The sequence below is a fragment of the Paenibacillus sp. Y280 genome (assembly GCF_056786335.1).
The window spans coordinates 89,327-110,802 of record NZ_JBXCIW010000017.1; the positions used below are offsets into that span (position 1 = coordinate 89,327).

The 21,476-nt window shown below is 47.4% G+C and carries 17 protein-coding genes; 14 read left to right on the forward strand and 3 right to left on the reverse strand.

Translation table 11 applies throughout. The features are described from left to right. Positions 1-228 precede the first annotated feature (228 nt). Genes AC1TPC_RS19955 through AC1TPC_RS19965 form a run of 3 tightly spaced genes read left to right on the forward strand, consistent with a single transcriptional unit; the run spans position 229 to position 2,786 of the window. The gene (locus AC1TPC_RS19955) at positions 229-1,230 is read left to right on the forward strand and encodes a methionine ABC transporter ATP-binding protein (RefSeq protein ID WP_482068569.1); all 1,002 of its coding nucleotides are present in this window, start codon (positions 229-231) and stop codon (positions 1,228-1,230) included. Further along, complete coding sequence (locus AC1TPC_RS19960) at positions 1,227-1,889, forward strand: methionine ABC transporter permease (protein ID WP_482068548.1); 663 nt, start codon at positions 1,227-1,229, stop codon at positions 1,887-1,889. Before AC1TPC_RS19955 ends, AC1TPC_RS19960 begins: the two co-directional genes overlap by 4 nt. A gap of 54 nt (positions 1,890-1,943) precedes the next feature. Further along, positions 1,944-2,786 carry a MetQ/NlpA family ABC transporter substrate-binding protein gene (locus AC1TPC_RS19965; protein ID WP_482068549.1) on the forward strand — a complete coding sequence of 281 codons (843 nt, stop codon included), beginning with the start codon at positions 1,944-1,946 and terminating at the stop codon, positions 2,784-2,786. A 420-nt stretch (positions 2,787-3,206) separates the two neighbouring features. On the opposite strand, the gene AC1TPC_RS19970 is transcribed toward AC1TPC_RS19965, so the two are convergent. Beyond that, positions 3,207-4,634, reverse strand: a complete 1,428-nt coding sequence (locus tag AC1TPC_RS19970; RefSeq protein WP_482068550.1) for a transposase — start codon at positions 4,632-4,634, stop codon at positions 3,207-3,209. A 357-nt stretch (positions 4,635-4,991) separates the two neighbouring features. Between AC1TPC_RS19970 and AC1TPC_RS19975 the strand changes: the two genes are divergently transcribed. Both AC1TPC_RS19975 and AC1TPC_RS19980 read left to right on the forward strand, forming a co-directional pair. Beyond that, the gene (locus tag AC1TPC_RS19975; protein ID WP_482068551.1) at positions 4,992-6,113 is read left to right on the forward strand and encodes a YrpD family protein; all 1,122 of its coding nucleotides are present in this window, start codon (positions 4,992-4,994) and stop codon (positions 6,111-6,113) included. 31 nt (positions 6,114-6,144) lie between these two features. Continuing rightward, complete coding sequence (locus tag AC1TPC_RS19980; protein ID WP_482068552.1) at positions 6,145-6,582, forward strand: copper amine oxidase N-terminal domain-containing protein; 438 nt, start codon at positions 6,145-6,147, stop codon at positions 6,580-6,582. A gap of 122 nt (positions 6,583-6,704) precedes the next feature. Here AC1TPC_RS19980 and AC1TPC_RS19985 read toward each other — a convergent pair whose 3' ends face one another. Both AC1TPC_RS19985 and AC1TPC_RS19990 read right to left on the reverse strand, forming a co-directional pair. Continuing rightward, positions 6,705-6,845, reverse strand: a complete 141-nt coding sequence (locus AC1TPC_RS19985) for a hypothetical protein (protein ID WP_482068553.1) — start codon at positions 6,843-6,845, stop codon at positions 6,705-6,707. Positions 6,846-7,648: 803 nt separating this feature from the next. Then, complete coding sequence (locus tag AC1TPC_RS19990; protein ID WP_482068554.1) at positions 7,649-8,863, reverse strand: IS4 family transposase; 1,215 nt, start codon at positions 8,861-8,863, stop codon at positions 7,649-7,651. Positions 8,864-9,244: 381 nt separating this feature from the next. Here AC1TPC_RS19990 and AC1TPC_RS19995 point away from each other — a divergent pair, with 381 nt between their 5' ends. The 9 genes from AC1TPC_RS19995 to AC1TPC_RS20035 all read left to right on the forward strand — a co-directional run bounded on the left by AC1TPC_RS19995 (position 9,245) and on the right by AC1TPC_RS20035 (position 21,379). Continuing rightward, positions 9,245-10,372, forward strand: a complete 1,128-nt coding sequence (locus AC1TPC_RS19995; protein ID WP_482068555.1) for a copper amine oxidase N-terminal domain-containing protein — start codon at positions 9,245-9,247, stop codon at positions 10,370-10,372. 44 nt (positions 10,373-10,416) lie between these two features. Further along, a complete protein-coding gene (locus tag AC1TPC_RS20000) occupies positions 10,417-10,542 on the forward strand; it encodes a hypothetical protein (RefSeq protein WP_482068556.1) in 126 nt (41 codons plus the stop codon). 172 nt (positions 10,543-10,714) lie between these two features. After that, a complete protein-coding gene (locus tag AC1TPC_RS20005; protein ID WP_482068557.1) occupies positions 10,715-12,043 on the forward strand; it encodes a polysaccharide deacetylase family protein in 1,329 nt (442 codons plus the stop codon). 82 nt (positions 12,044-12,125) lie between these two features. Beyond that, a complete protein-coding gene (locus AC1TPC_RS20010) occupies positions 12,126-13,145 on the forward strand; it encodes an AAA family ATPase (RefSeq protein ID WP_482068558.1) in 1,020 nt (339 codons plus the stop codon). Then, on the forward strand, positions 13,103-14,656 hold the full coding sequence (locus AC1TPC_RS20015) for a DUF58 domain-containing protein (RefSeq protein ID WP_482068559.1): 1,554 nt from the start codon (positions 13,103-13,105) through the stop codon (positions 14,654-14,656). Before AC1TPC_RS20010 ends, AC1TPC_RS20015 begins: the two co-directional genes overlap by 43 nt. Next, a complete protein-coding gene (locus AC1TPC_RS20020) occupies positions 14,643-17,492 on the forward strand; it encodes a transglutaminase domain-containing protein (protein ID WP_482068560.1) in 2,850 nt (949 codons plus the stop codon). Before AC1TPC_RS20015 ends, AC1TPC_RS20020 begins: the two co-directional genes overlap by 14 nt. Before the next feature lie 1,190 nt (positions 17,493-18,682). Beyond that, on the forward strand, positions 18,683-20,221 hold the full coding sequence (gene guaA / locus AC1TPC_RS20025; protein ID WP_482068561.1) for a glutamine-hydrolyzing GMP synthase: 1,539 nt from the start codon (positions 18,683-18,685) through the stop codon (positions 20,219-20,221). 307 nt (positions 20,222-20,528) lie between these two features. Further along, positions 20,529-20,873, forward strand: a complete 345-nt coding sequence (locus tag AC1TPC_RS20030) for a site-specific integrase (RefSeq protein WP_482068562.1) — start codon at positions 20,529-20,531, stop codon at positions 20,871-20,873. A 299-nt stretch (positions 20,874-21,172) separates the two neighbouring features. Next, positions 21,173-21,379 carry a hypothetical protein gene (locus tag AC1TPC_RS20035; protein ID WP_482068563.1) on the forward strand — a complete coding sequence of 69 codons (207 nt, stop codon included), beginning with the start codon at positions 21,173-21,175 and terminating at the stop codon, positions 21,377-21,379. Positions 21,380-21,476 lie beyond the last annotated feature (97 nt).

Here is a 21,476-nt window from a genome sequence, read left to right on the forward strand (position 1 = left end):
AGGTGCTCTCGAGTCGATTAATCTACTTGTGGGGCGCCTCTTTGCTACGGTTTTGCAGTTTATTCAAGAGTAAAAAAATGGAAAGAGGAAACAATATGATGAAGCTCGTCAACATGCTTTGGAGGGGAGCAAATGGTGAACTTACATTAATTGGTTTAATTTGACATTGACAGTATGCGGTCTCATTAATACAATATTGTATTGCTTGTCCGATGGGAGGTTATACAACTGATTAGGCTCAATAACATCAAAAAATCGTACCGTGCAGGTGCTATTTCAGTAGATGCGGTTCGAAACGTTAGTTTAACGGTTAAAAAAGGTGAAATATTCGGCATTATCGGTCATTCCGGCGCTGGAAAAAGCACGCTTCTGCGCTGTGTCAATTTGCTCGAGAAGCCGACGTCGGGTACCGTAGCTGTTGGGGACGTGGAATTGACCGGTTTGTCCGAGCGGCAGCTCCAGACGCAGCGGCGGCGTATCGGAATGATTTTTCAGCATTTCAACCTGCTGTCGATGTCCACGGTAAGGGATAACATCGCCTTTCCGCTTGTGCTGGCTAAGCTTTCGAAGGCTGAATTGAACAAGCGCGTAGACGAGCTGCTGAAGCTTGTTCAGCTTGAGGGGCACGCTGATAAATTTCCCGCGCAGCTATCGGGCGGCCAGAAGCAGCGTGTCGGGATTGCAAGGGCGCTGGCGAACAATCCGGATGTTTTGCTGTGCGATGAGGCGACGTCGGCACTTGACCCGCAAACAACGAATTCGATATTGTCCTTATTGCTCGATATTAATGAAAAGCTTGGCATTACCATATTGCTTATTACTCACGAAATGAACGTCATTCGTTCGATTTGCGACCGCGTAGCGGTCATTGATCAAGGCGAAATCGTTGAGATAGGCGACGTGCTTCACGTCTTTCTCAGGCCTGAGCATCCCGTTACTCGCGACTTTGTCGATCAAGTGTCTGACAGCGGGGCGAACGGCCAGTTGCTGCGCGGGCGCACGGGGCGACTGCTGCGCATGACTTACATCGGCGATTTGACCTATGAACCGATTTTGTATAATGCAGTGAAGCCAACATCGGTGCAATTTGCTATTTTGCAGGGTACCGTATCACGCATGAAGCAGACGCCATATGGCCAGCTTATCGTGGAGCTGATCGGCAGTAATGAGGAGATTGAACAGGTCATTGCCGTGCTGCGCAAGGAAGGTCTGGAGGTGGAGGGGATATGATGAGCTTCGAAAACGTTCGATGGCCTGAGATATGGGATGCGACCAAGGATACGCTTTATATGATGGCGGCGTCGCTTGTATTTACGATTATTTTAGGATTAGTAATCGGCATCATCCTTTTTCTAACCTCTCGCAGACAACTGCTGCAGCAGCCTATCGTTTATGGCATGCTTTCGTTTATCGTCAACGTGCTGCGTTCCGTTCCATTCGTCATTCTTATGATTTTGATTATGCCGCTCACCAAGCTCATTACGGGAACGACGCTTGGCGTGGAGGGCTCGATCCCACCGCTCGTCGTAGCGGCAACCCCCTTCTTCGCGAGGCTGGTGGAAACGTCGCTGCGCGAGGTCGATCGCGGCGTCATTGAAGCTGCTCAGGCGATGGGCGCTTCGAAATGGGATATCGTGCGGCGCGTGCTGCTGCGTGAATCCAGTCCGAGCCTGCTCGCCGCGGTGACGATCACAGCGGTTACGCTCGTCTCCTATACGGCGATGTCAGGCGTCATCGGCGGGGGCGGGCTTGGTGATCTGGCTCTTCGGTACGGCTATCAGCGGTTCCAAACCGATGTCATGCTCGTGACCGTTGCCCTGCTTATCGTACTTGTTCAGGTGCTGCAATCGATTGGCGATGCTTTGGTCAGTCGTTATAGCAGAAAGTAAGTGTTTTGCGAGCTATGCCTTTTAAATTGAACTCACAAATATGGAGGAATGAACATGAAAAAAACAAGTTATATGATCATCGCAATGATGCTAATGTTCGCACTAACTGCATGCGGACAAGACAAAAATGCCGAGGGCAATACAAATACGAATGGTGAAGCAGGACAAGGAGCGGAAGAGGTTACCTTGAAGGTAGGAGCGTCTCCGGTGCCGCATGCGGAGCTGCTTGAATTCGTAAAGCCGATGCTGAAGGAGCAGGGCATAAACCTGGAAGTGATGGAGTTTAACGATTATGTTCAACCGAACACGCAGCTTTTTGAAAAAAATATCGATGCTAACTTTTTTCAGCATACACCTTACCTAGAGCAATTCAACAAGGATAAAGGCTATGATCTCGTTAACGTTGCAGGCGTACACATCGAGCCATTCGGCGCTTACTCGAAAAAAATTACAAAAATTGATGAGCTGAAGGAAGGCGCGAAGGTTGTCATCCCTAATGATCCATCGAATGGCGGACGCGCACTTTCGCTGATGGCGGAGAACGGGCTGCTGACGCTGAAGGACGGTGTTGGCGTTAACGGGACAGTCGCAGACATTACCGAAAATCCGAAGAAGCTTGAAATTACGGAAGTCGAAGCAGCGACGCTGCCGCGCGTGCTAGGCGAAGTAGACCTTGCGCTCATCAACACGAACTATGCGCTTGAAGCAGATCTTGTTCCAACAAAAGATGCGCTGTTCATCGAAGGCAATGACTCGCCGTATGTGAACATTCTGGTTTCGCGTCCTGACAACAAAGACTCCGAGGCCATTCAAAAGCTCGCAGCAGCACTTCGTTCACCTGAAGTTAAGAAATTTATAGAAGAAAAATATAAAGGCGCGATCGTAGCAGCATTTTAAGCGCCACTAGGTTAAGAAGCGCCCCTGCCGAGCTGGCAGGGGCGTTTATTTGAGACCCCCGACCCCCGACCCCCGACCCCCGACCCCCGACCCCCGACCCCCGACCCCCGACCCCCGACCCCCGACCCCCGACCCCCCCAACCGCCCACCCCCACCCCCACCCCCACCCCCACCCCCACCCCCACCCCCACCCCCACCCCCAACCACCAACCCGCTTGCCCAACTGCCGAATGTGCTTTAAACAGTGAGATTAACGGGAAAAACTCCCGTTAATTCCAGAAATATAAGGCAAAAATATGCTTTAGATGGAATTTCTCCTGTTAATTTTTCGTTTTTTAGCCAATTGGGGTGAGAGTGCTCCGTTTAGCGGGAGGTTTTCCAGTTAAATGATTTATTCATAGCTATCATGACTTATTCAGTTCATGAGATTAACCGGTAATTGTGAGAATCTATGTTTGAATAAACCGGCCACATGGTCATGGAGAGATTCTTAGGCCAGTATGCTGAAATAAGGCTTGCAAAACGGCGGACCTCTATGTCAAAATCGATGTAGATTCGCTTTAAACCTTTGTGGTTTCTTGTGCGAACCTGGCAACGAGTGTGGAAGAGACCGCGAACCATTTCGCCGTGGGTGTGGCTCTCATCACTCGTTTTTTCTTTGTTTACTTGCCATAAAGCATAAGCAAGTAACGTTTCCGCAGCAAAAAGTAACTCCATATGCGCGTGCTGGTGTGCTTCGGATGTAGAGTGGCACTTTTCAAAGCCCAGTTCTTGCTTGGCTGCGCGGAAAAACACTTCAATTCGCCAGCGCTTCCCGTACACTTCAATCGCCTTCTTTGGTGCATCATGTCGGTTGCTAATGATCAAGTACGCCCCTCTGTAAGTTGCCGGTTCATCTTGGGCGTCTTCCCTTACTTTAACGATTTCCTCGTCTTCTTTAAGACGCATAGCGACAACGGCAGCGATGGGAACGAATCGTTGTTTTGTTACGGGCTGTCCTTTCCTTCCCTCGGCAAGATAAGGCATTTTCATATAGATATCGGACATAGCTATGGCAGACAGTCCATTTTCGGATGCAGATAAGCGCTTGTATCCATCCTGAATAAGCTGTCGCGCCGTAACAGGCACATACCGGTCACGACGTCCGGGGACCGTAACCTTTCGGTACAGTGCAGTATTACGCTTGGCTTTGGTTACCCAATCAAAGGAATGCTCTTGCAAGAAAACGAAAAAGTCTTTACATAAATACCATCGGTCCATCGCTACCCAGAGGCGGCAAGTGACCGACTCACGCAGCATGAGCAGCATTTGTCTGGCTAAATCAAACTTGGTTAAGCCGACCTCATCGTCAGGCACTTTGTGCCAAGCGCGGTAGAACAACGGATATTCAAGTCCATTTTGGAGCACCGCCTGCAGGACAACGAGATTCATACACCAGCTGTATGTTTTCGATGAAGAGTCCATGAGCCAGCACAAAAACGGTAATTTCTTTGCATAGGGATGAGCGCTATGCGTATCGTCGAGATTAATAACATCGCCTTCTTGAAGCGCAGTTTCTCGTTCTTCCTGAAGTCTTGCAACACGTTTTTTCCCAAAGGTCAGCCATGCATGGGAGACTGTGAAAAACCGGCTGAGCGTGTATTGTGCGAGTTTGTAAGGTTTAAACATGAGTTCAAGTAGAGCATCTTTGCCAGCCAATGCGCTCATTTGTACAACCGATGAGCATCCAGAGATCAATCCGATGACGTACATAAAGCAAAGCATCCATGACGGTGCTCCGCTTCGTTTGAATATCCCGGATTGTGTCAAGAGCAATGAAAAGTCGAACTTTTCCCAAAGAGATCGCAAGATTGGCGCTCCTGCGCATTCGCCTTGTGAAAGCTTACGAAATCGTGGATTTTCAAGGGTTTGTTTCACTGAAATCACCTATTATCTTGAGAGATATACCCGTTAGAAAAGGTATTCTTCGCGATTATTGGTGTGATTTCCAAAAGTCAAGGGGTTTTCCGGTTTTTAGCTTACATTTCTATGACTATTAATCGGTTTCCATCGCTTGGAATGAACTGCATAAGTCATGAATTTTGAAAAAATGATAACCTTCTCATAAATGCCGTCGAAGGCGTTGGTGTCAATGATAGAGGAAAGGAGTATTTTTAAAATTATGTTTGACTTTATTAACTAAAAACGAAAAATAGGAGTGTTAGTATGAAAAAAATAAAATCTATATTTAGTGGTATAGCAATTGCAGCTTTATCTGTCTCATTAATATCAAGTGCAGCATCTGCTCAGAGTGAACAAAATATTGAGTCTTTAAATGCGACTAGTAATAATGGAAGGGATGTTAAAATTGTTATTGAAGATAAATTGAATGGGTTAATTACTTCACAAAAAGTGAAAAATATTATAGAAAATGCTAAAATAGAGATTGTAAAAGAAAAAAAGGCGAAAAAGTCTGATGAAAAGTATAACAACGGAACCTATCAATATATCCTTTATGATGACTCGATGACTTACTTATATGAAGAACCTGCCAACGAACAACCGTTATTTGTTATCTCAGCCTCGACCCCACCAGTTACAGAGGCCAGCAAAGTAGGTGATATTGCTCCTCTTGCAGCAGATCCAATAGGTGATGGGGTTGGAGGAAGACAAGCTATTATCCGAGCCGGAAACTTCCTTAGCACAAAATTAAAACTGCCTGTTGACACTGATGTTACGCAAGACAAACCAGCATACAATTATATCGGATTTTATAGTCATAATCCGATTACCGAAGGGAACTATGCCACAGATATGGGTTTAGTATTCGATGCTACTAATGGCCAGAATCAAAATGAAAAAGGTTGGAAAGGGATTGTAACATTTAGCAGAAAATTGATTACAGACGCTGAATGGATCACTCAGTCTGTAACTTGGAATCCGGATTTTTCGAATGTGAGTTACAATAATGCATACAAATCTAATGCCGATGTTGTTCTCTATGCATGGTATAATTACAATGGGAAAGTTAGATTGAAAGTTGATGGAGTTGCAATTTGTGCTGATGCTCATTGTAATAATACTACTGACACTCCGTTAACAACAATTATTGAATCAACTAAATCTTATGACCTTAGCCCTTCATATTTACAGTACTGGAAATTGCTATCAACTGTTGTTTCATCAGACAATACAGGAAAGAACAAGGCTTATTTCAGTTCGATAAAAGTAGATGAAACATTAGTACCTAGTACTAGTTTTCAGACTCCTGTACAAGATCATGCCTTAGTAACACGAGACGCTAGTAATAATGTCACAATTGTAGTCAATTCTTCAATTTATCCATAATAGTACAAAAACAACGTGAGGTGAACATTCAATGAAAAGGATTCGGAATTTAATTACCGTCATTACAATAATTTTTTCCTTTTCTGTAGTATTTTCTACTGCGCATGCAGGTGTGGCAATTGCTAAGGTAATCTTTGATGGAGAAGAACTCACTGCAGATCCACAAATCTATATAAATGATGGTATTACTATGATCCCATTTCGACCTATTTTCACTAAACTCGGTATGACCGTTGAGTGGGATAATGAAGAAAAAAGTGTTACTGCTGTAAAGGATGGATTGAAAATCAAACTAATTGCAGATAAAATGACTGGGTACGTTAATGGTGAGGCTATTCAACTCAGCCAATCGTCTTACTTGTCCCCAGATGGCGCCTTTTATATCGGACTGCGTTTTGTAAGTGAAGCATCCGGAGCGAAAGTTAGTTGGGATCAGAAAACCCGTACAGTTACTATCAATTCAAAATGATTAAATAATATGAAGTTTTAAACGACTAAAGAAATTTTAAAGATGCAGGACAACAATAAGGCCGGTTACACCTTTAGCGTGGTGAAAACCGGCTTTTTTTGTGTTCAAAACTTCTAAGCGTTTTATCCGTGCTTTGCTGGCAGATGGTCCGCAAGCAGCTGGACGGTCTGATCCTTAACGTTCCGCAGCAATACAGAAAAGCCGGTACCGGAATATTCTATCTTGGCCGATACTTTGACAAACTCCGCAATAAAAACACTCATTGTTCAACATTTTTTAGAGAATCTGGCTACCGGCTATGTAAAGACCAACTATTAAAATAATACGGTCAATTTAAGGTGTGTACATTTCGTTATTATAGGATTATCCTGTATCAAAAGGTGTACCCAAAAAATGAAACGTTTCAAAAATCAAATATATAGATTTTGATACGCTTTATTCTACCTTTTATAAGTGTGCCATAAAGCATACTTTATGACATAGTGGAGGAGGAACATTCATGAAGATTGCATGGCCGAGTTTCATCAATAGACCAGATCCCGGCGCGTCAGTTGATCAAGTTTAGAACTTGAATAGAAGAAGGGTATTTTATTATTTACAGGTTAAGCGGCAAGGATTTAAGACGACAGTATCAGGCTATGCGTTTAATGCATAATAATCTTGGTTGTCGACGTACTTATAGTGGTATTAGTTAACGAAAGACCTTACGTCTACCAAGCATACCCCGAAACCTATCAAAGTACTCACTTTCTTGGGCGACTTAGGTGATGGAATACAGACTATAATCAAAATTATCGTGGAAAAAACGGTGGATAGCAGCATCATGTTGCTCGGGCGTAACAACAAGGATATATAGAATCTGGCGAACCATGGTAGTTTTATCGTGGATGTGTACAATATGGGCCAATTAGATGGACATTTTCCACTAGCGTTGCATTAAACCTGTCATAGTCTTGCAAATAGCTAAGTTTGTTCAAAAATTCACAAACTTTCAATTCTCAAATAATTAAAAGACAGCTCCACCTAAGCGTAGGTAACCGAATCCCAAAAAAAGTTAAATATACATTTATCTGTTTCTCTTCTTCGGCGGGCGAATCTTCACGCCTGGTGTAGGGTCGATTTTTATCGGCTCAGGCGGTCCTTTTTTCTGTCTCCCTTTACTGTACTTACTTGGTTTTCTTTCAATCTCATCCAGCAGCCGACCCCATGGCTTTATCGTATAAATGCGTATCAATTGGGTGATGCGCCAGACGGATTGTTTCGTGCCGGTTTCTTGTTTGACGAGATAGGCAAGCCCATATGCAACTAGCGCTAAATAAATGTGATTCCACACCGCTTCAGGATGATAGTTATACAGCTTTGCAAACTTTAAATGCTGTTTCAACCACTTAAAGAATAATTCAATTAGCCATCGGTTTCGGTAAACCTCCATCAGCTCTGCGGCGGACAAATCATGCCGAGTTGTCGCGATGCGATAAAAACGGTCTCGTTCATCTTTGAATTCAATCAGCCGCACGGGTGTTTTCATCCGTGTTTTAGGTTGGTTTCCAAGAATAACCGTAGCGTCCCTTATGACTCGGGGTTCATCTGCTGGGATTTTTCGCTCGCTCAAAATCTCAGCACAATGATGATTGGCTATGCGAACAACAAAATCGATTTCACCCGTTGCCCATTTCTCCATTCGCTTATAACAGACATAACCTCGGTCCATAACGTAGAGCACGTCTGAATCCACGACAAGTTCATCCGAACCTTCATAATCGCTAATATTACCCGTAGAGGCGATGAGGTGGTCGGGATAAGCGGTTTGCTTGTCAATCACCAAAAGGCGCGTATGAACCTTTACGCTATTTTGCTTCTTCGTCACATAGGCCCAATCACCAAGCTTAGGAGGCATTCGGAGACTCGTGGAATCCACGAGTGCCAGTGGAAGTTTGTTGTGATTGACATGAGATGCTTGACTAGCCCGCGCTTGGATCATCGCAACCACCGCTGCAAACAGCGCTTGCGTAACCTCAAGTGGGACCTCCAGCATTCGACGTGAGAGCTGAGATTTATCGATACTTTTGATGTCAAATTCAGACTGGTAGGCCTCATCGGAACGAATGGTGTTTGCAATGGTGCCAAGCGAGTCCCAAGCTAACAACTGCCCCGTAATAAAGATTTTCAAGAGGTTAACGGTCTTCAACTGTTTACGGTAATCGAGAATAGGTGCAATAAAATCTTGTAAAGGAAGATAAGATAGGCATTGACGAATCACTTGTTTATCCAGTACACTCAAGGTCAGGTTTCTCCTTTGTATTGGTGTATGGATTTCGTTCCTACACCACTACAATGGAGATTTTTTTTGTTTTTGTCCATAAAATTCTGATTTTTATTTGATTATTTGTAAATGGTTATCCCTGCTTTTTTCCATGTTAGTGTTGATGCAACGCTAGTGGACATTTTCCTGTTAATTCTGTTTAACCGGTACTGGTTTGAGGACGTTTCTAATGTGCAGAACCCCATTCGATTCCCTGCGAGGTTTATGCGATTTAACAACTAGTCTTTCAGTATCCTTCGAGTGGCAGGGGCGCTTTTTGGCATCGCAACTTTTACCTTAGAATGGGCGTTATTAAGAGTTGTGAAATCCAATTAATTGAAGTAGAGGAGATGTTTGATAATGAAATGGGGAATTACGGCCTTAGTTCTGGCATTATTGCTTGTCCTTCCTACTACAGCTGGTGCGGCGGCACAGGCAAAATATCAGCTCAGCTGGGATGACGGCAGAACTGGGAGCATTGCTGGGACAGCTCTTGTGAAAAACGGAGTCACGTTCATTCCGATGACTAGCGTAATCAATCAGTCGCGACTGGAGCTGAGCTGGGACTCTACAGGCAAACGGGCTCAATTCAACGGCTGGAAGAAATTATTTGCCGTTCGGGTGGGAAGCTCTACTGCTATGCTGGACGGGAAAATGCTTAAGCTTGACGGGGCGCCATTCCTTTTCGACAAAGTACTTTATTTGCCAGTCCGATTTGTTGTTAGTGCGCTTAACGGTAAAAACATAACATGGGATGCAGGCACTAAGACGTTCAAAGCTGATCATTTGCAAACGTTCAAAAAATACGAATTTGCCCATGAGGGAATGAAATATGCTATAGAGGGCAAGAGCGGTGATGTCTACGTAACAGACAGCAAAGGCGTACAGCGTCAGCTTGCAAAGCTAGGAATTCCGATTAGAGAGTATTTGTATACCGATTTTCAAAAGACGGATGGTGGTTTACTAATTGTAAATTTATCCGATTATTATGGTGAGCCGCATTTAAATAGTCAACTATTCAAGCTCGTGATTAAGGATGAAAAGTTGATTCAGCAATCCAGCGTATATTATTGGAATCGGTTTGAGCAAAATGTTACACAAGCAGACGGTCAATTGCTATTGCTTGATGGGAAAACACTTCGACTGATCGCAGACGGTACCGGAGAAGTAGTTGAAACGATCGATTTAGTGAAGCTAGGAGGAGAAGATGACAATTATTTTGTCGAGTATTTCGATAAGGATGTGTTCCTGCTGCGAGCCAACAAGAGTGGAATACTGAAGCTGGTTGATAGAGATACAGAGACCGTTGCCGTTCTCTACAAAGAGCTGCTTGTAGCGAAGCAGCAGGAATATGTGGAGACGAACGATATTCCTTATATTGGTGATTTTCTGAGATTCATCAAACGGGAAGGCGATACGCTTTTATTCAAAAATGAATTCCCGTATGATAAAGATAATAATACGTATAGTCTAAAGATTCCTGAATAGGCAAGGATTCGTTCCTAACGTCCCGGCGAAAAGACAAAAAGCCGGTGCTGCTTCGCATCGATGCGGAGCAAGCGTGGAGGGATGATGTTGCATTTTATGAAGGGGATGAGGTTGTGTGGTTGGCTGACTTCATACCTGCAGCTTATATTTTGATCGATGAAGAAATGTAAGTCCGGTTGGAATCGAGGATCGAGCATAAATCAGATAAGGAAGCTAATGACGGTCAACAGCCGTTATTGGCTTTTTTTATCTAGGAAAGCTAGGGGCCTAGTCATTTACTAGAGAAGCTGCTCATATACTCTATCAGAATGATTTCATAGGTAGAGAAGGGTGGCAGAGTGAATGCGGCGTGTGTTGCTTGCGACGATCTGTGTTATGGTCGTATGGTTTTGCTTTGAGATTGGGTGCTTTACTGCGTACAAGGGCGAGGCAGCAAGAGAGCGGGACATCGTTCAGGCAAGTGAAGCAGCATCGCCCGCTACTTTTTATGCAGCCAAGCCGTTTCTAGCTAAGCAAACCTCCTATGAAAACGATGTGAAACAGCAGAGCGGAAAGGCTGAACCATCTGCGGCAGCTCCTCAAAATGGTAGAGAAGAGGCAGCGCCGATCGATCATCCCAATCAGAAGATTTTGTATTTAACGTTCGATGACGGCCCAAGTGAAAATACGGAGCAAGTACTTGATATATTGAAGAAGGAAGGGATTTCGGCGACGTTTTTTATGCTGGGCGAGCATGTACTGCAGCAGCCGAAAATCGCAAAGCGAATTATTGAAGAAGGCCATTCGGTCGGCAATCATACATTTAATCATAAATATGAGCGATTGTACGGAGGTTTTGCCGAGTTTGCGGAGCAGATCATGAAAACCGACGAGGCGATTTACCGTACAACCGGCATAAGAACGACGCTGGTTCGGGCGCCGGGCGGGACGTACACCAATTTTGACCAGAGCTACTTTGATGCGATGGCCGCAGCAGGCTATCAGGTGCATGACTGGAATGTGGACAGCGGGGATTCGAAGCGGATAGGCGTGCCTGCCTCCGAGATTTTGACCACGATTAAGAGCTCCAAGCTTGCCCATACGCTTAATGTGCTGCTTCATGACAGCGCGGGACATACGGAGTCGGTTAAGGCGCTGCCGGACATTATTAAATATTACAGAAGCAAAGGCTATGCTTTTGCAAAGTTAACGGATCAAATAGAGCCCATTCAATTCAAGGTTGCCAAGAAGCTGAAATGGACCAGGGTACAGGCGACCAAGCAGGAGAAGGCAAAGCTGGTTCAATTTTCAGAGAAGCTGGGTCAAAGCGTATTGCTTGCGCAGACGAAAAATAATGCGCCTAGCCTTATTTTGCACCGCGGTCAGGAAAGTTTGACGCTTGATGCGAAGGATTATGTTTTAAGAGACGGCTCCATTGAGGTATCGCTGTTTAAGCTGACAGAGTGGGTTTATGGCAACGTGGAATTCGATATGGAACACGGCGCGATTGAAGCCTATGTCGATGGCAATCGCGTGCTAGCTTTGCCAAGCCAGGCTAACCAAACGTCAACTGAACAAACGGATGAGATTGTTGTCCCGGTGCGATCGACGCTGCAAAAATTCGGAATGGAGATTACGAAATACATTTATAACGATCGGCAGCGCGAAATTTGGGTAACAGAACAAACATAGCGCTTCTAGCAGGTCTAAAGAGAGAGAAAGCTGGGGACACTGAAAAGTAGATAGATTTATTTTTCAGGAGGCGATTTATACGATGATTTCTCCCCAATTTTCAGATGAAGCGAAAGAGGATCGTTATAGTCACTGGCCGGAAGCGCCGCAGGTGCTGCTGCATCGATTGCTAGTAAAGGTAGAGAGCGTGCTGCTAGGGAAGCAGCAGGTCATTCGAAATACGTTAACGGCTCTTCTGGCAGGCGGACATGTACTGCTAGAGGATGTGCCAGGCGTTGGCAAAACGCTGCTTGCGCAGGCGTTCGCGAGAGCGGTAGGCGGCGATTTTAAAAGAATTCAGTTTACGTCCGACATGCTCCCGGCTGACATCGTTGGCGGAGTCGTATTGGATGCGCGGACAAGCGAGCTTGTCTATCGGCCTGGGCCGATTATGGGCAACGTGGTGCTTGCCGACGAGATTAACCGTACGTCGCCGCGCACGCAGTCTGCACTGCTCGAGGCGATGGAGGAGAGACGTGTTACGGTGGAAGGCAAAACCCGCAAGCTGCCCGTTCCTTTCATGCTGATCGCGACGCAAAACCCGCTTAGCTTCGAGGGAACAAATACGCTGCCGGAAGCGCAGCTGGACCGGTTTATGATGCGTCTGACGATTGGATATCCTGGCTCCGCAGAAGAGAAGCGGATGCTTGCGCAGTACGCAGACGGCAATCGGATCGAGCCGGAACGGCTCCGTCCCGTCATTGCAACGGAGGAATGGCTGCAAATGCAGGCGGAGGCGCGTCAGACGCATATGCATCCGGCGCTGCTTGAATATATGGTGCAGGTGGCAGATGCGACACGCCGCGCGCCGGAGGTCATGCTGGGGCTAAGTCCGCGCGCGCTGCGCGACTGGCTGCGGGCATCACAGGCTAATGCCTATATGGAGGGCCGCGGCTATGCGGTTCCTGATGATTTGCTGGCGACGGCGGATGCTGTGCTGCCGCATCGATTATCGCTTCGGTTCAACGCTCATGCCAGTGGCAGCGATGCTGCTGCCGTCATTAGCAGGACGATTCGCGAATGCAAAATGCCAACTGCCACAGGAAGCGGGAAGCGGAGATGAACGCACCTTTTCAGGATGGCAGGTTGACGGAAGAGATACAGGAGACTGATGTGACCGAGAGTCTATATTCACAAGAGCATTTAAATACAGAACAGCGCGCAGGAGATAGCTATGTTGTCAACGGACAAAAGGCGGCTGCGGAGCAAGTGAAAAAGGTTGAGCGAGCGAAGCTGGAGCATGGGGAGCTTGCAGGTGCTTACCGTACAAGGTGGATCGCTTGGGGGATCATCGCAATTGGCTGGGCAGGAAGCTTGGCAGCCGTAGTACTGCGGGGTGGCGCGGTGGAGTGGTTTATGGCGGCGGTACTCAGTATGATTATCGTCGTTAGCGGGATAGCGCCGGCAATGGGTGCGGCTGGTTTAAGCGCCTATCGGTCGATGCCTCGAGGAGAACCGCGAGACGGCGGGCAACTGACGATTCGATTAACGATCAGGAGATCCTATCTCGTTCCCTTCGTTTGGTTAGCGGTACGCGAACAGACGGTTAACGAAAGCTCGTCGGCCAAACGCGAAATATGCGTTCGTTCGGTGTTCACTCCGCTGCTTCGCAAAGAAACAGGCTTCAGCTATACGCTGAATAATTTGCGGCGCGGGAGGCATACCTTCGAGCATGTAACCGTTACTGTAGGAGACTGGCTTGGACTCACAGCTATTCATAAACGAATTGAAGCGAAGGCGGAGTTTGTTGTTTTGCCGGGTCTGCCAACGGTGGATACTGTGTATCGGCCAGAGCGTTCCTTCGGTGCTGCGGCTCATTCTGCGCCTTCGCTGGTCGTCAGCAGAGCTATGGATTCTCGCGGAGAAGCGGGACGGGAGGAAATTGAAGCAGCGGTAAAAGCAGCGGGGATCGGGCCAGATAGCCGTCCCTATCGCGAGGGTGATTCCTTGCGGCACTTGGACTGGCGCAGCGCGGCCAAAGGCCGGGGGCTTCAAACGAAAGTCTATTCGCAGGAGCAGCCTGTCAAAACGATCATCGCAGTTGATACGCTCGCCTCTGCATACGAGAGCGATGATCGGCTGTTTGACGCTTGTGTAGGTTGGTCTGCTCTTGCCATTTCACAAGCTGCTTCTTTCGGAAGTGCCATTACGCTGCTCCTTGGACAGGGTCAGGCAGCTTTGCATTCCTCTTCGGACGGAGAATCGCAGACTGGCTTGACAAATATGCTGCATGCTATGGCTTTGCTTCGTGCGGATGGAAAGGGCTCGCTGGCAGGAAGCTTTGTCAAAGGATCGAATCTGCTTCATCGAGGCGGCACGATACTCGTATTCACCGCCGATTGGAGAGGCGGTCGGAGCTGGGGCGAGCTGGCCGGGTATGCTGCGGAGCAAGGCTGCAGGCTGGAGCTATTTATCGTTACGCGAGCGAGCGTGCCTTCCTTCGCTATGCGAGAGCAGCAGAAGTGGCTGGAATGCGGCGGCGTCAAAGTGACGTGGCTGCATGTTCCTGCGGGCATGGACGAGCTTCCTTATGCCGAGGCAGAGGAAGGAGGGGCTGTCCATGAGCTTGCATAAAAGCTTTATTGCAGACCGAGCGGGAAAAGGACTGCAGGATGGCGGTAAGCTAACGCGCCGAGAAGCGGAGGAGGAGTCGTTCGGCTATCGCTTGATCACAAGCCTGCTTCTTTTCGGCTTGCTATCGGAATGGCTGCTGCCATGGATGAATGCTGGCACATGGTCGAATATATATAACCCAGGGCCGCTGCTGCTTGTGATCGGTGTCGTCATGCTGGCGGGATTGTTTCGAATGCCGCTTGCGGTTACCCTTTCGATGAATGTCATATTGTGCGTGCTAAGTCTCATGTGGCTTTATAAGGGTGCTGATCAGAGCAGCCTGCAATGGCTTCTCGGTTTTCCGGTGCTGTTAAAGGATCATATTATGCTGCTAGTGGAAAATGGGCTATGGGCTATGTCTGGAGAGCTTCGAACGCTGCTGCTGTTTATCGGCTGGGCGATGCTTGTTCCGGCCTTGCAGGCGCTGCTCTGGATGCGTCAGACAGCGCTTGGTATCGCCTGCATCACTCTCGTTTATTTAATAACGCTTCATGTATGGCTCGGCCATGAAGTGATGGGCGGCTTGATGCGTACCGTTGCAGAAGGGCTTCTGCTTGGCGCGATTGTCTCCGTTCCACGTGTTCAACGAATTATTGACAGTGGCATCGGCAAGCTAAAGGGTCTTGATATGCGCTGGTTGACCGGATCGGTATTTGTCGTACTGATTATACTGGGCTGCGGCTTGCTGTTTGCAAGCGGCCGTGAAGCCTCTATGCCTCCTGCAAGCTGGACGAACATCTTCAACGATCGAATTGAGCAAGCTGTTCAATCACTAGGTCAGCAGAAGGGTTCGGTTACGGTTTTGGGTCAAACCGGCTTCGATCAGTTTGGCGGAGCATTTACAGGCTATGGATTTGACGATAGTGAGCTGGGGGCACCTGTAAGGAAGGACGATAGCGTAATATTTATGGGAAGCTCTTCTGTCAAAGCTTATTGGCGCGGAGAATCGAAGATTTTATATGACGGGCGCGGCTGGCAAAATACGGTTAGCAATCCCGTGCTGCTGCCGATTCGCGGCTCAGATGTTGCGGCGTTGGCTCAGGCAGCGAAGGATGCAGGAAGCAATAAGCTCGGCCCGGTCATTCAGCAAACAGTCGTTTGGACTAAGCCGACAACAGGGATGCCTCTCTTTACATCCGGCTTGTTCGGTCACGTAAACGAGCTTGTTGCTGCCGATCCTCGCCGTAAACTTGGAAGCTATGTATACAATGAAAGGAAGAGCTCTTTATACCCGCAATCGGATACGGCGAAGATAGAGCGATATACGGTAGAGAGCGTGCTGTCGATCACAGATGAGGAGCAACTGCGCGCATTAAGCCGTTCGGACGGAGAAGTGGTTTTAGGCGAAGGGAGTATAGCTTCGGAGGCTTCCAGCTTATCGGAAGCTGAGCTTGAGCCTTATTTGCAGCTGCCCTCATCGCTTCCAAGCCGAGTAACCGCGTTAGCCGCAGAGGTAGCAGGCGGCGGGGTTACGGGTCGTTATGACCAGGTAAAAGCGATAGAGGATTTTCTGAAGGGGAGCTATACCTATACATTACAAGGCAGTACAACGCCGCCGGAGGGCAGCGATTTTGTTGATCATTTTCTTTTTGAGCAGCGCGAGGGCTACTGCGTGCATTTCTCTACGGCGATGGTCGTGCTGCTTCGCTCGCAGGGCATCCCCGCTAGGTGGGTGAAGGGCTTTACTTCCGGCACTCCTGTTAGCACAAGCTCAGGCAGCAGCATGCTGGATGGGGAAAACACTGCAGGAGCAAGCGCGAGTGAGAATGCGCTGGGCATGGTGACGTCGAATGAAGCGGGCTTGGGCAGTGGTGCGCTTGGCGTGGTAAGCTCCACGGGGAAAAATAATGACTCGGATAGTCAACAACTGGTGAACTATGAGGTAAAGGGCTCTGACGCCCATGCATGGGTCGAGGTGTATTTCCCAGGCGCAGGCTGGGTGCCCTTTGATCCGACGCCGGGATTTAACGGCGTAGTGAATGTCGCGTCCGCCAGTTCTGCGGGCGGCGCGCTCGCTGCTCCCACGATGGGAGCAGCGATGGCGAGCGGCGTTGAGAGCGAAGCCTTGGGTCTTAGCGGGGCGAGCTTAGCATGGGTGGAGGCGGCGGCAGAGCAAGCCGCCTCTGCCGTGGCGCGAGGGGCAGACGCCCTCGCGCAGGCGGCGCAACGCGCCGCCAAGGGCGCAGCGGCGGCATCGCCCGCCGCTGTAGCTGCCGCAGGCGCGGCGGCGCTAGCGCTCGCAGCCGCGGCCATTGCTGCGGCGCAGCACCAGCGGCTTCGCCTGGCGCTGGCGCTGCGCCGCTATGGCGCGGCCTACGCCGGCATCGCGAAGCTCGCCGGCGCAGCCGCGCCCTATCCGTCACAAGAACCTGTGACGGATCAAGCTCTGTCGCGCCGCGGCAAAGCACGCGGGCGCGGCCAATCTCCCGCGCAGCGAGCGACAGACGAGCGGCTGCGCGACAGCTTTATTGGCGTCGCCGCTGAACTGGCGCCGCTGCTGCATCGCCGCTTCGGCGAGCACGCGCAGGGACAGACCGCGCGTGAATACGCGATCGCCGCTGAACCGGCGCTCGCGGCGGAGCAGCAGGACGCGCTTCGCCAGCTTACGAGCTGGATCGAGGAGGCGCACTTCGCAGCGCCAGGACCGTGGCCGGGAGCGCCGATGCCAGCCGCCCTGCGAACCGTTTTGCGCGTGCTGGACAAACAGCCCGCTCACAAATCGAAGGGCCCTGCCGCGAAGCAGAAAAAGGAGCGGAAGAAGCGGATCTTCGATGTCAAAGCTCATAATAACGATTAGACATATAGCCGATCGGGAAGATTAAATGTGTTTTCACTATATAGATCTTCCCTAACAATAATGAGCTTCTGTCCTACGACGCAACGAAACGATCTATTCCATATTCGACAGTAGCGTATCGTAAAATATACAGCATCGGACTCGCTAAAATAGGATGTCAGCAAAAGAGCTGCGTTACTCGATTTAGCTGGAAAAGCTCCTGCTAATATTCTCTCAGTAAGCAGTTTGACAGCAATAACAGGATTTTCTCCCGTTAATTTCTCGAATTCTCGTCGTTTGATGCATGAATTGCTAAATTAACGGGAGGAATTCCAGTTAAACAGGAATTTACCCCTAAATTCGGAAAATTAGAGGTATTTTTTCCTGTTAATTCAATTTTCCTGGTTGTTAATTAATCTTGAAGATAGAAAAAGAAGCTCCAATTCAGCTTTTTCTAAACAAATCAGGCTACACATCACCAACTCAGCTCTCGCGATACATCTGGCTACACATCACTAACTCAGCTCATAATATGCTAATCTGCATTTACAAACTAGCTCCAACCCTGTTCTTGCTATACCAATCTGGCTACACATCACTAACTCAGCTCATAATATGCTAATCTGCATTTACAAACTAGCTCCAACCCTGTTCTTGCTATACCAATCTGGCTACACATCACCAACTCAGCTCATACTATGCTAATCTGCATTTACAAACTAGCTCCAACCCTGTTCTTGCTATACAAATCTGGCTACACATCACCAACTCAGCTCATACTATGTTAATCTGCTTTTCATACTAGCTTCAACTCAGCTCTCGCGATACAAATCTGGCTGAACATCACCAACCCTGCTCTCGAGATACTAGTTTGGCTACAGATCACCAACTCAACTCTTGCTGCACAAATCTGGCTGCACATCACCAACTCAACTCTTGCAGAACTAAACTTGCTACATATACAACTCTCATGAAAGCGCACATAACCGAACTACATAAAAATTTAACGTTGCCCAGCCTACTGAGGCGCTTTTGCAAGTCTTCATCGCGTGAAGCGCATCTATATTTGGTCAAAACGACGCTGAGCATACGATTTTACCGCCTTGCAGGCTGTCCGTTGTTGTATCTTCTATGAATTGTCACGCTGATCGCCTTGACTCGCTTAAACAGCCTTATATATAATTACTACATAATTTGAGGGAGGCTCGGTAATGACTAAGCAAAATGAAATCATCGTTGTTCTTGATTTTGGAGGACAATACAACCAACTGATAGCACGCCGTATTCGCGATTTGGGCGTATACAGCGAGCTGCTGCCTTACAACACGTCGGTAGAACGGATCCGCGAATTGCAGCCGAAAGGCATTGTGTTCTCGGGAGGACCGGCAAGCGTTTATGAAGAAAATTCACCAATGGTAGATCCGGCTATTTATGATTTGAACATTCCGATTTTCGGTATTTGCTACGGTATGCAGCTAATGTCGCACCAGCTCAGCGGTAAAGTTGAGCGCGCGGGCAAACGCGAGTACGGCAAAGCCGAGGTAGAATTTATAGAAGGCTCCCGCATCGGATTTGGTCTAGATAAGGTTCAATCCGTTTGGATGAGCCACGGAGACCATGTCGTTGAGCTTCCTGCAGGCTTCCAGGTTGATGCAAGCACGGAGCATGCTCCTGTTGCGGCAATGAGCCATCCAGACCGCGAGTTCTATGCAGTTCAATTCCATCCGGAGGTTCGTCACTCCGAATTCGGCAATGAGATGATCCGTAATTTCCTTTACAACATTTGTGATTGCGACGGCACTTGGACGATGGAATCATTCATTGAAGATGCTATTCGCGATATCCGCAACGAGGTTGGCGACAAAAAGGTGCTTTGCGCGCTTTCTGGCGGCGTAGATTCTTCCGTTGTAGCGATTCTTCTTCACAAAGCGATCGGCGACCAGCTTACTTGTATGTTTATCGACCATGGTATGCTTCGTAAGGGTGAAGCCGAAGGCGTTATGGAAACATTTGTAGGCAAATTCGATATGAAGGTTCTTAAAATCGATGCGCAGGAGCGTTTCCTTGGCAAGCTGAAGGGTGTAGAAGATCCTGAGCAAAAACGTAAAATTATCGGCAACGAGTTTATTTACGTATTCCAGGAAGAGTCGGATAAATTGGATGACTTTGAATTTTTGGCGCAAGGCACGCTTTACACGGATATCGTTGAGAGCGGTACGGCTACGGCGCAAACGATCAAATCTCACCACAACGTTGGCGGCTTGCCAGAGGATATTAAGTTTAAGCTTATTGAGCCTCTTAAAGCGCTGTTCAAGGATGAGGTTCGTAAAGTCGGCGAAGAATGCGGACTTCCGGAAGCAATCGTATGGCGTCAGCCATTCCCAGGCCCGGGTCTTGCCATTCGCGTCCTAGGCGAAGTAACGGAGGACAAGCTTTTGATTGTCCGCGAATCCGATGCGATTCTACGCGATGAAATTGCGAAAGCAGGACTTGATCGTGAAATTTGGCAATACTTCACTGCGCTTCCGAACATGAAGAGCGTAGGCGTTATGGGCGATGCTCGTACGTACTCGTATACGGTTGGTATCCGCGCGGTTACTTCAATCGATGGCATGACAGCAGACTGGGCGCGTATCCCTTGGGACGTGCTAGAGAAAATCTCGGTGCGTATCGTAAACGAAGTAGACAACGTTAACCGTATCGTCTATGACGTTACGTCGAAACCGCCTGCTACAATCGAGTGGGAATGATTGGGGTAGATCAATGTCATCAAAACGTCTGTAAGCCTTGATACATAAGGGTTTGCAACGGTCTTGCCATTGAAATTCCACTCTCACCTTCGACAATAGAGTGCAAAAATTACTCTCTTTTATTTGCGTTGTTTAGCGAATAGAAGGGAGTTTTTTTATGACCAAAATTAAAAAACTTATTGAGGATTTCAAACTAAACCAAGAAATATTGGGCAGGGAAAAGAAGTATGTTGATCTTTGCTTGTTTCGGTTGTACAGGTGGGAAAAGTTTACGGTTAATGTGTTGGGGGTTACCTAGACTGAGGAAGTGACACAGCTTCATATCAAGAAGTATATTCAGGAGCGACAGCGTGAGGGTAGTGAAGTAAACACAACGTTAAATAACAATATCGCCACGTTGAAAGTGTTTTTTCAGTATTTGGTTAGTGAAGAGTTTATTGATGAACAGGAAAACCCCATGCGAAGGATTAGAAATCTCAAGGAAGAGAAAAAAGTCATGATCACTTTCAATGATGATGAAGTGTCACGGATAATCAATGACCTGAAAGAAGAAACATATTCCAATGTTCGTGACAAACTAATTCTTATTATACTTTTTGACAAGTTTAATATTAGTAGGAAAACGGCTGCGTGGGCTTCTAAACGGTTTTGATAGGAGTGCGTTAAATGCCTTTGGGTGGGATTCAAACATGCCTTAGAAGGTTGTCTAGGAGTTCTGATGTTATTATTTTAGTTATAGGCGGGGGGTGGTTTACATCAAAATAAAGTTGTTTGAATAGTGATAGGGGTATAGCACTTCCACCGCTCGACTATGAGTGAAATTTGGAGCGATACGACATTATATAAATTCCAACATATGGTATAATAATAAAAGTGGGATTTGCGTTAAATCCACCTCTGATAACAAAACAATGAAAGATATGTTTTTATTGGAGTAAAGGGGGCTTTAATATGCTTCAAAACATGATAGATGCCATAGATAATGGAGTATTTGAAGATGATGTTTATTTAAGCTTAGTAAGCTTTGTAGTTGTTGGAAATAGCATAATACTCACTCTTGAACTTACATATCAGGCTGATGAGAACGTACTTCAAAAATGGGAAATTCAGTGCAATGATTTTGGTGAACACAAACTTGAACCTGAATTTCGAAAGTGAAATCTTATAAAAACGTAAAAAAGTGCCCTGATCTTTGGTAGAATGGTGTTTGTCTAGAACACATCACCCAAAAGAGAGGAGCACCTTTATGGTGAAG

Bases quoted from the DNA above. Each gene is read 5' to 3' on its own strand.
- AC1TPC_RS20020 (WP_482068560.1), top strand. From the start codon at position 14,643: ATGAGCTTGCATAAAAGCTTTATTGCAGACCGAGCGGGAAAAGGACTG.
- AC1TPC_RS19960 (WP_482068548.1), top strand. From the start codon at position 1,227: ATGATGAGCTTCGAAAACGTTCGATGGCCTGAGATATGGGATGCGACC.
- AC1TPC_RS19985 (WP_482068553.1), bottom strand. From the start codon at position 6,845: ATGAGTGTTTTTATTGCGGAGTTTGTCAAAGTATCGGCCAAGATAGAA.
- guaA (WP_482068561.1), top strand. From the start codon at position 18,683: ATGACTAAGCAAAATGAAATCATCGTTGTTCTTGATTTTGGAGGACAA.
- AC1TPC_RS19975 (WP_482068551.1), top strand. From the start codon at position 4,992: ATGAAAAAAATAAAATCTATATTTAGTGGTATAGCAATTGCAGCTTTA.
- AC1TPC_RS20015 (WP_482068559.1), top strand. From the start codon at position 13,103: ATGCAAAATGCCAACTGCCACAGGAAGCGGGAAGCGGAGATGAACGCA.
- AC1TPC_RS20035 (WP_482068563.1), top strand. From the start codon at position 21,173: ATGCTTCAAAACATGATAGATGCCATAGATAATGGAGTATTTGAAGAT.
- AC1TPC_RS19980 (WP_482068552.1), top strand. From the start codon at position 6,145: ATGAAAAGGATTCGGAATTTAATTACCGTCATTACAATAATTTTTTCC.
- AC1TPC_RS19995 (WP_482068555.1), top strand. From the start codon at position 9,245: ATGAAATGGGGAATTACGGCCTTAGTTCTGGCATTATTGCTTGTCCTT.
- AC1TPC_RS19965 (WP_482068549.1), top strand. From the start codon at position 1,944: ATGAAAAAAACAAGTTATATGATCATCGCAATGATGCTAATGTTCGCA.
- AC1TPC_RS20010 (WP_482068558.1), top strand. From the start codon at position 12,126: ATGATTTCTCCCCAATTTTCAGATGAAGCGAAAGAGGATCGTTATAGT.
- AC1TPC_RS20005 (WP_482068557.1), top strand. From the start codon at position 10,715: ATGCGGCGTGTGTTGCTTGCGACGATCTGTGTTATGGTCGTATGGTTT.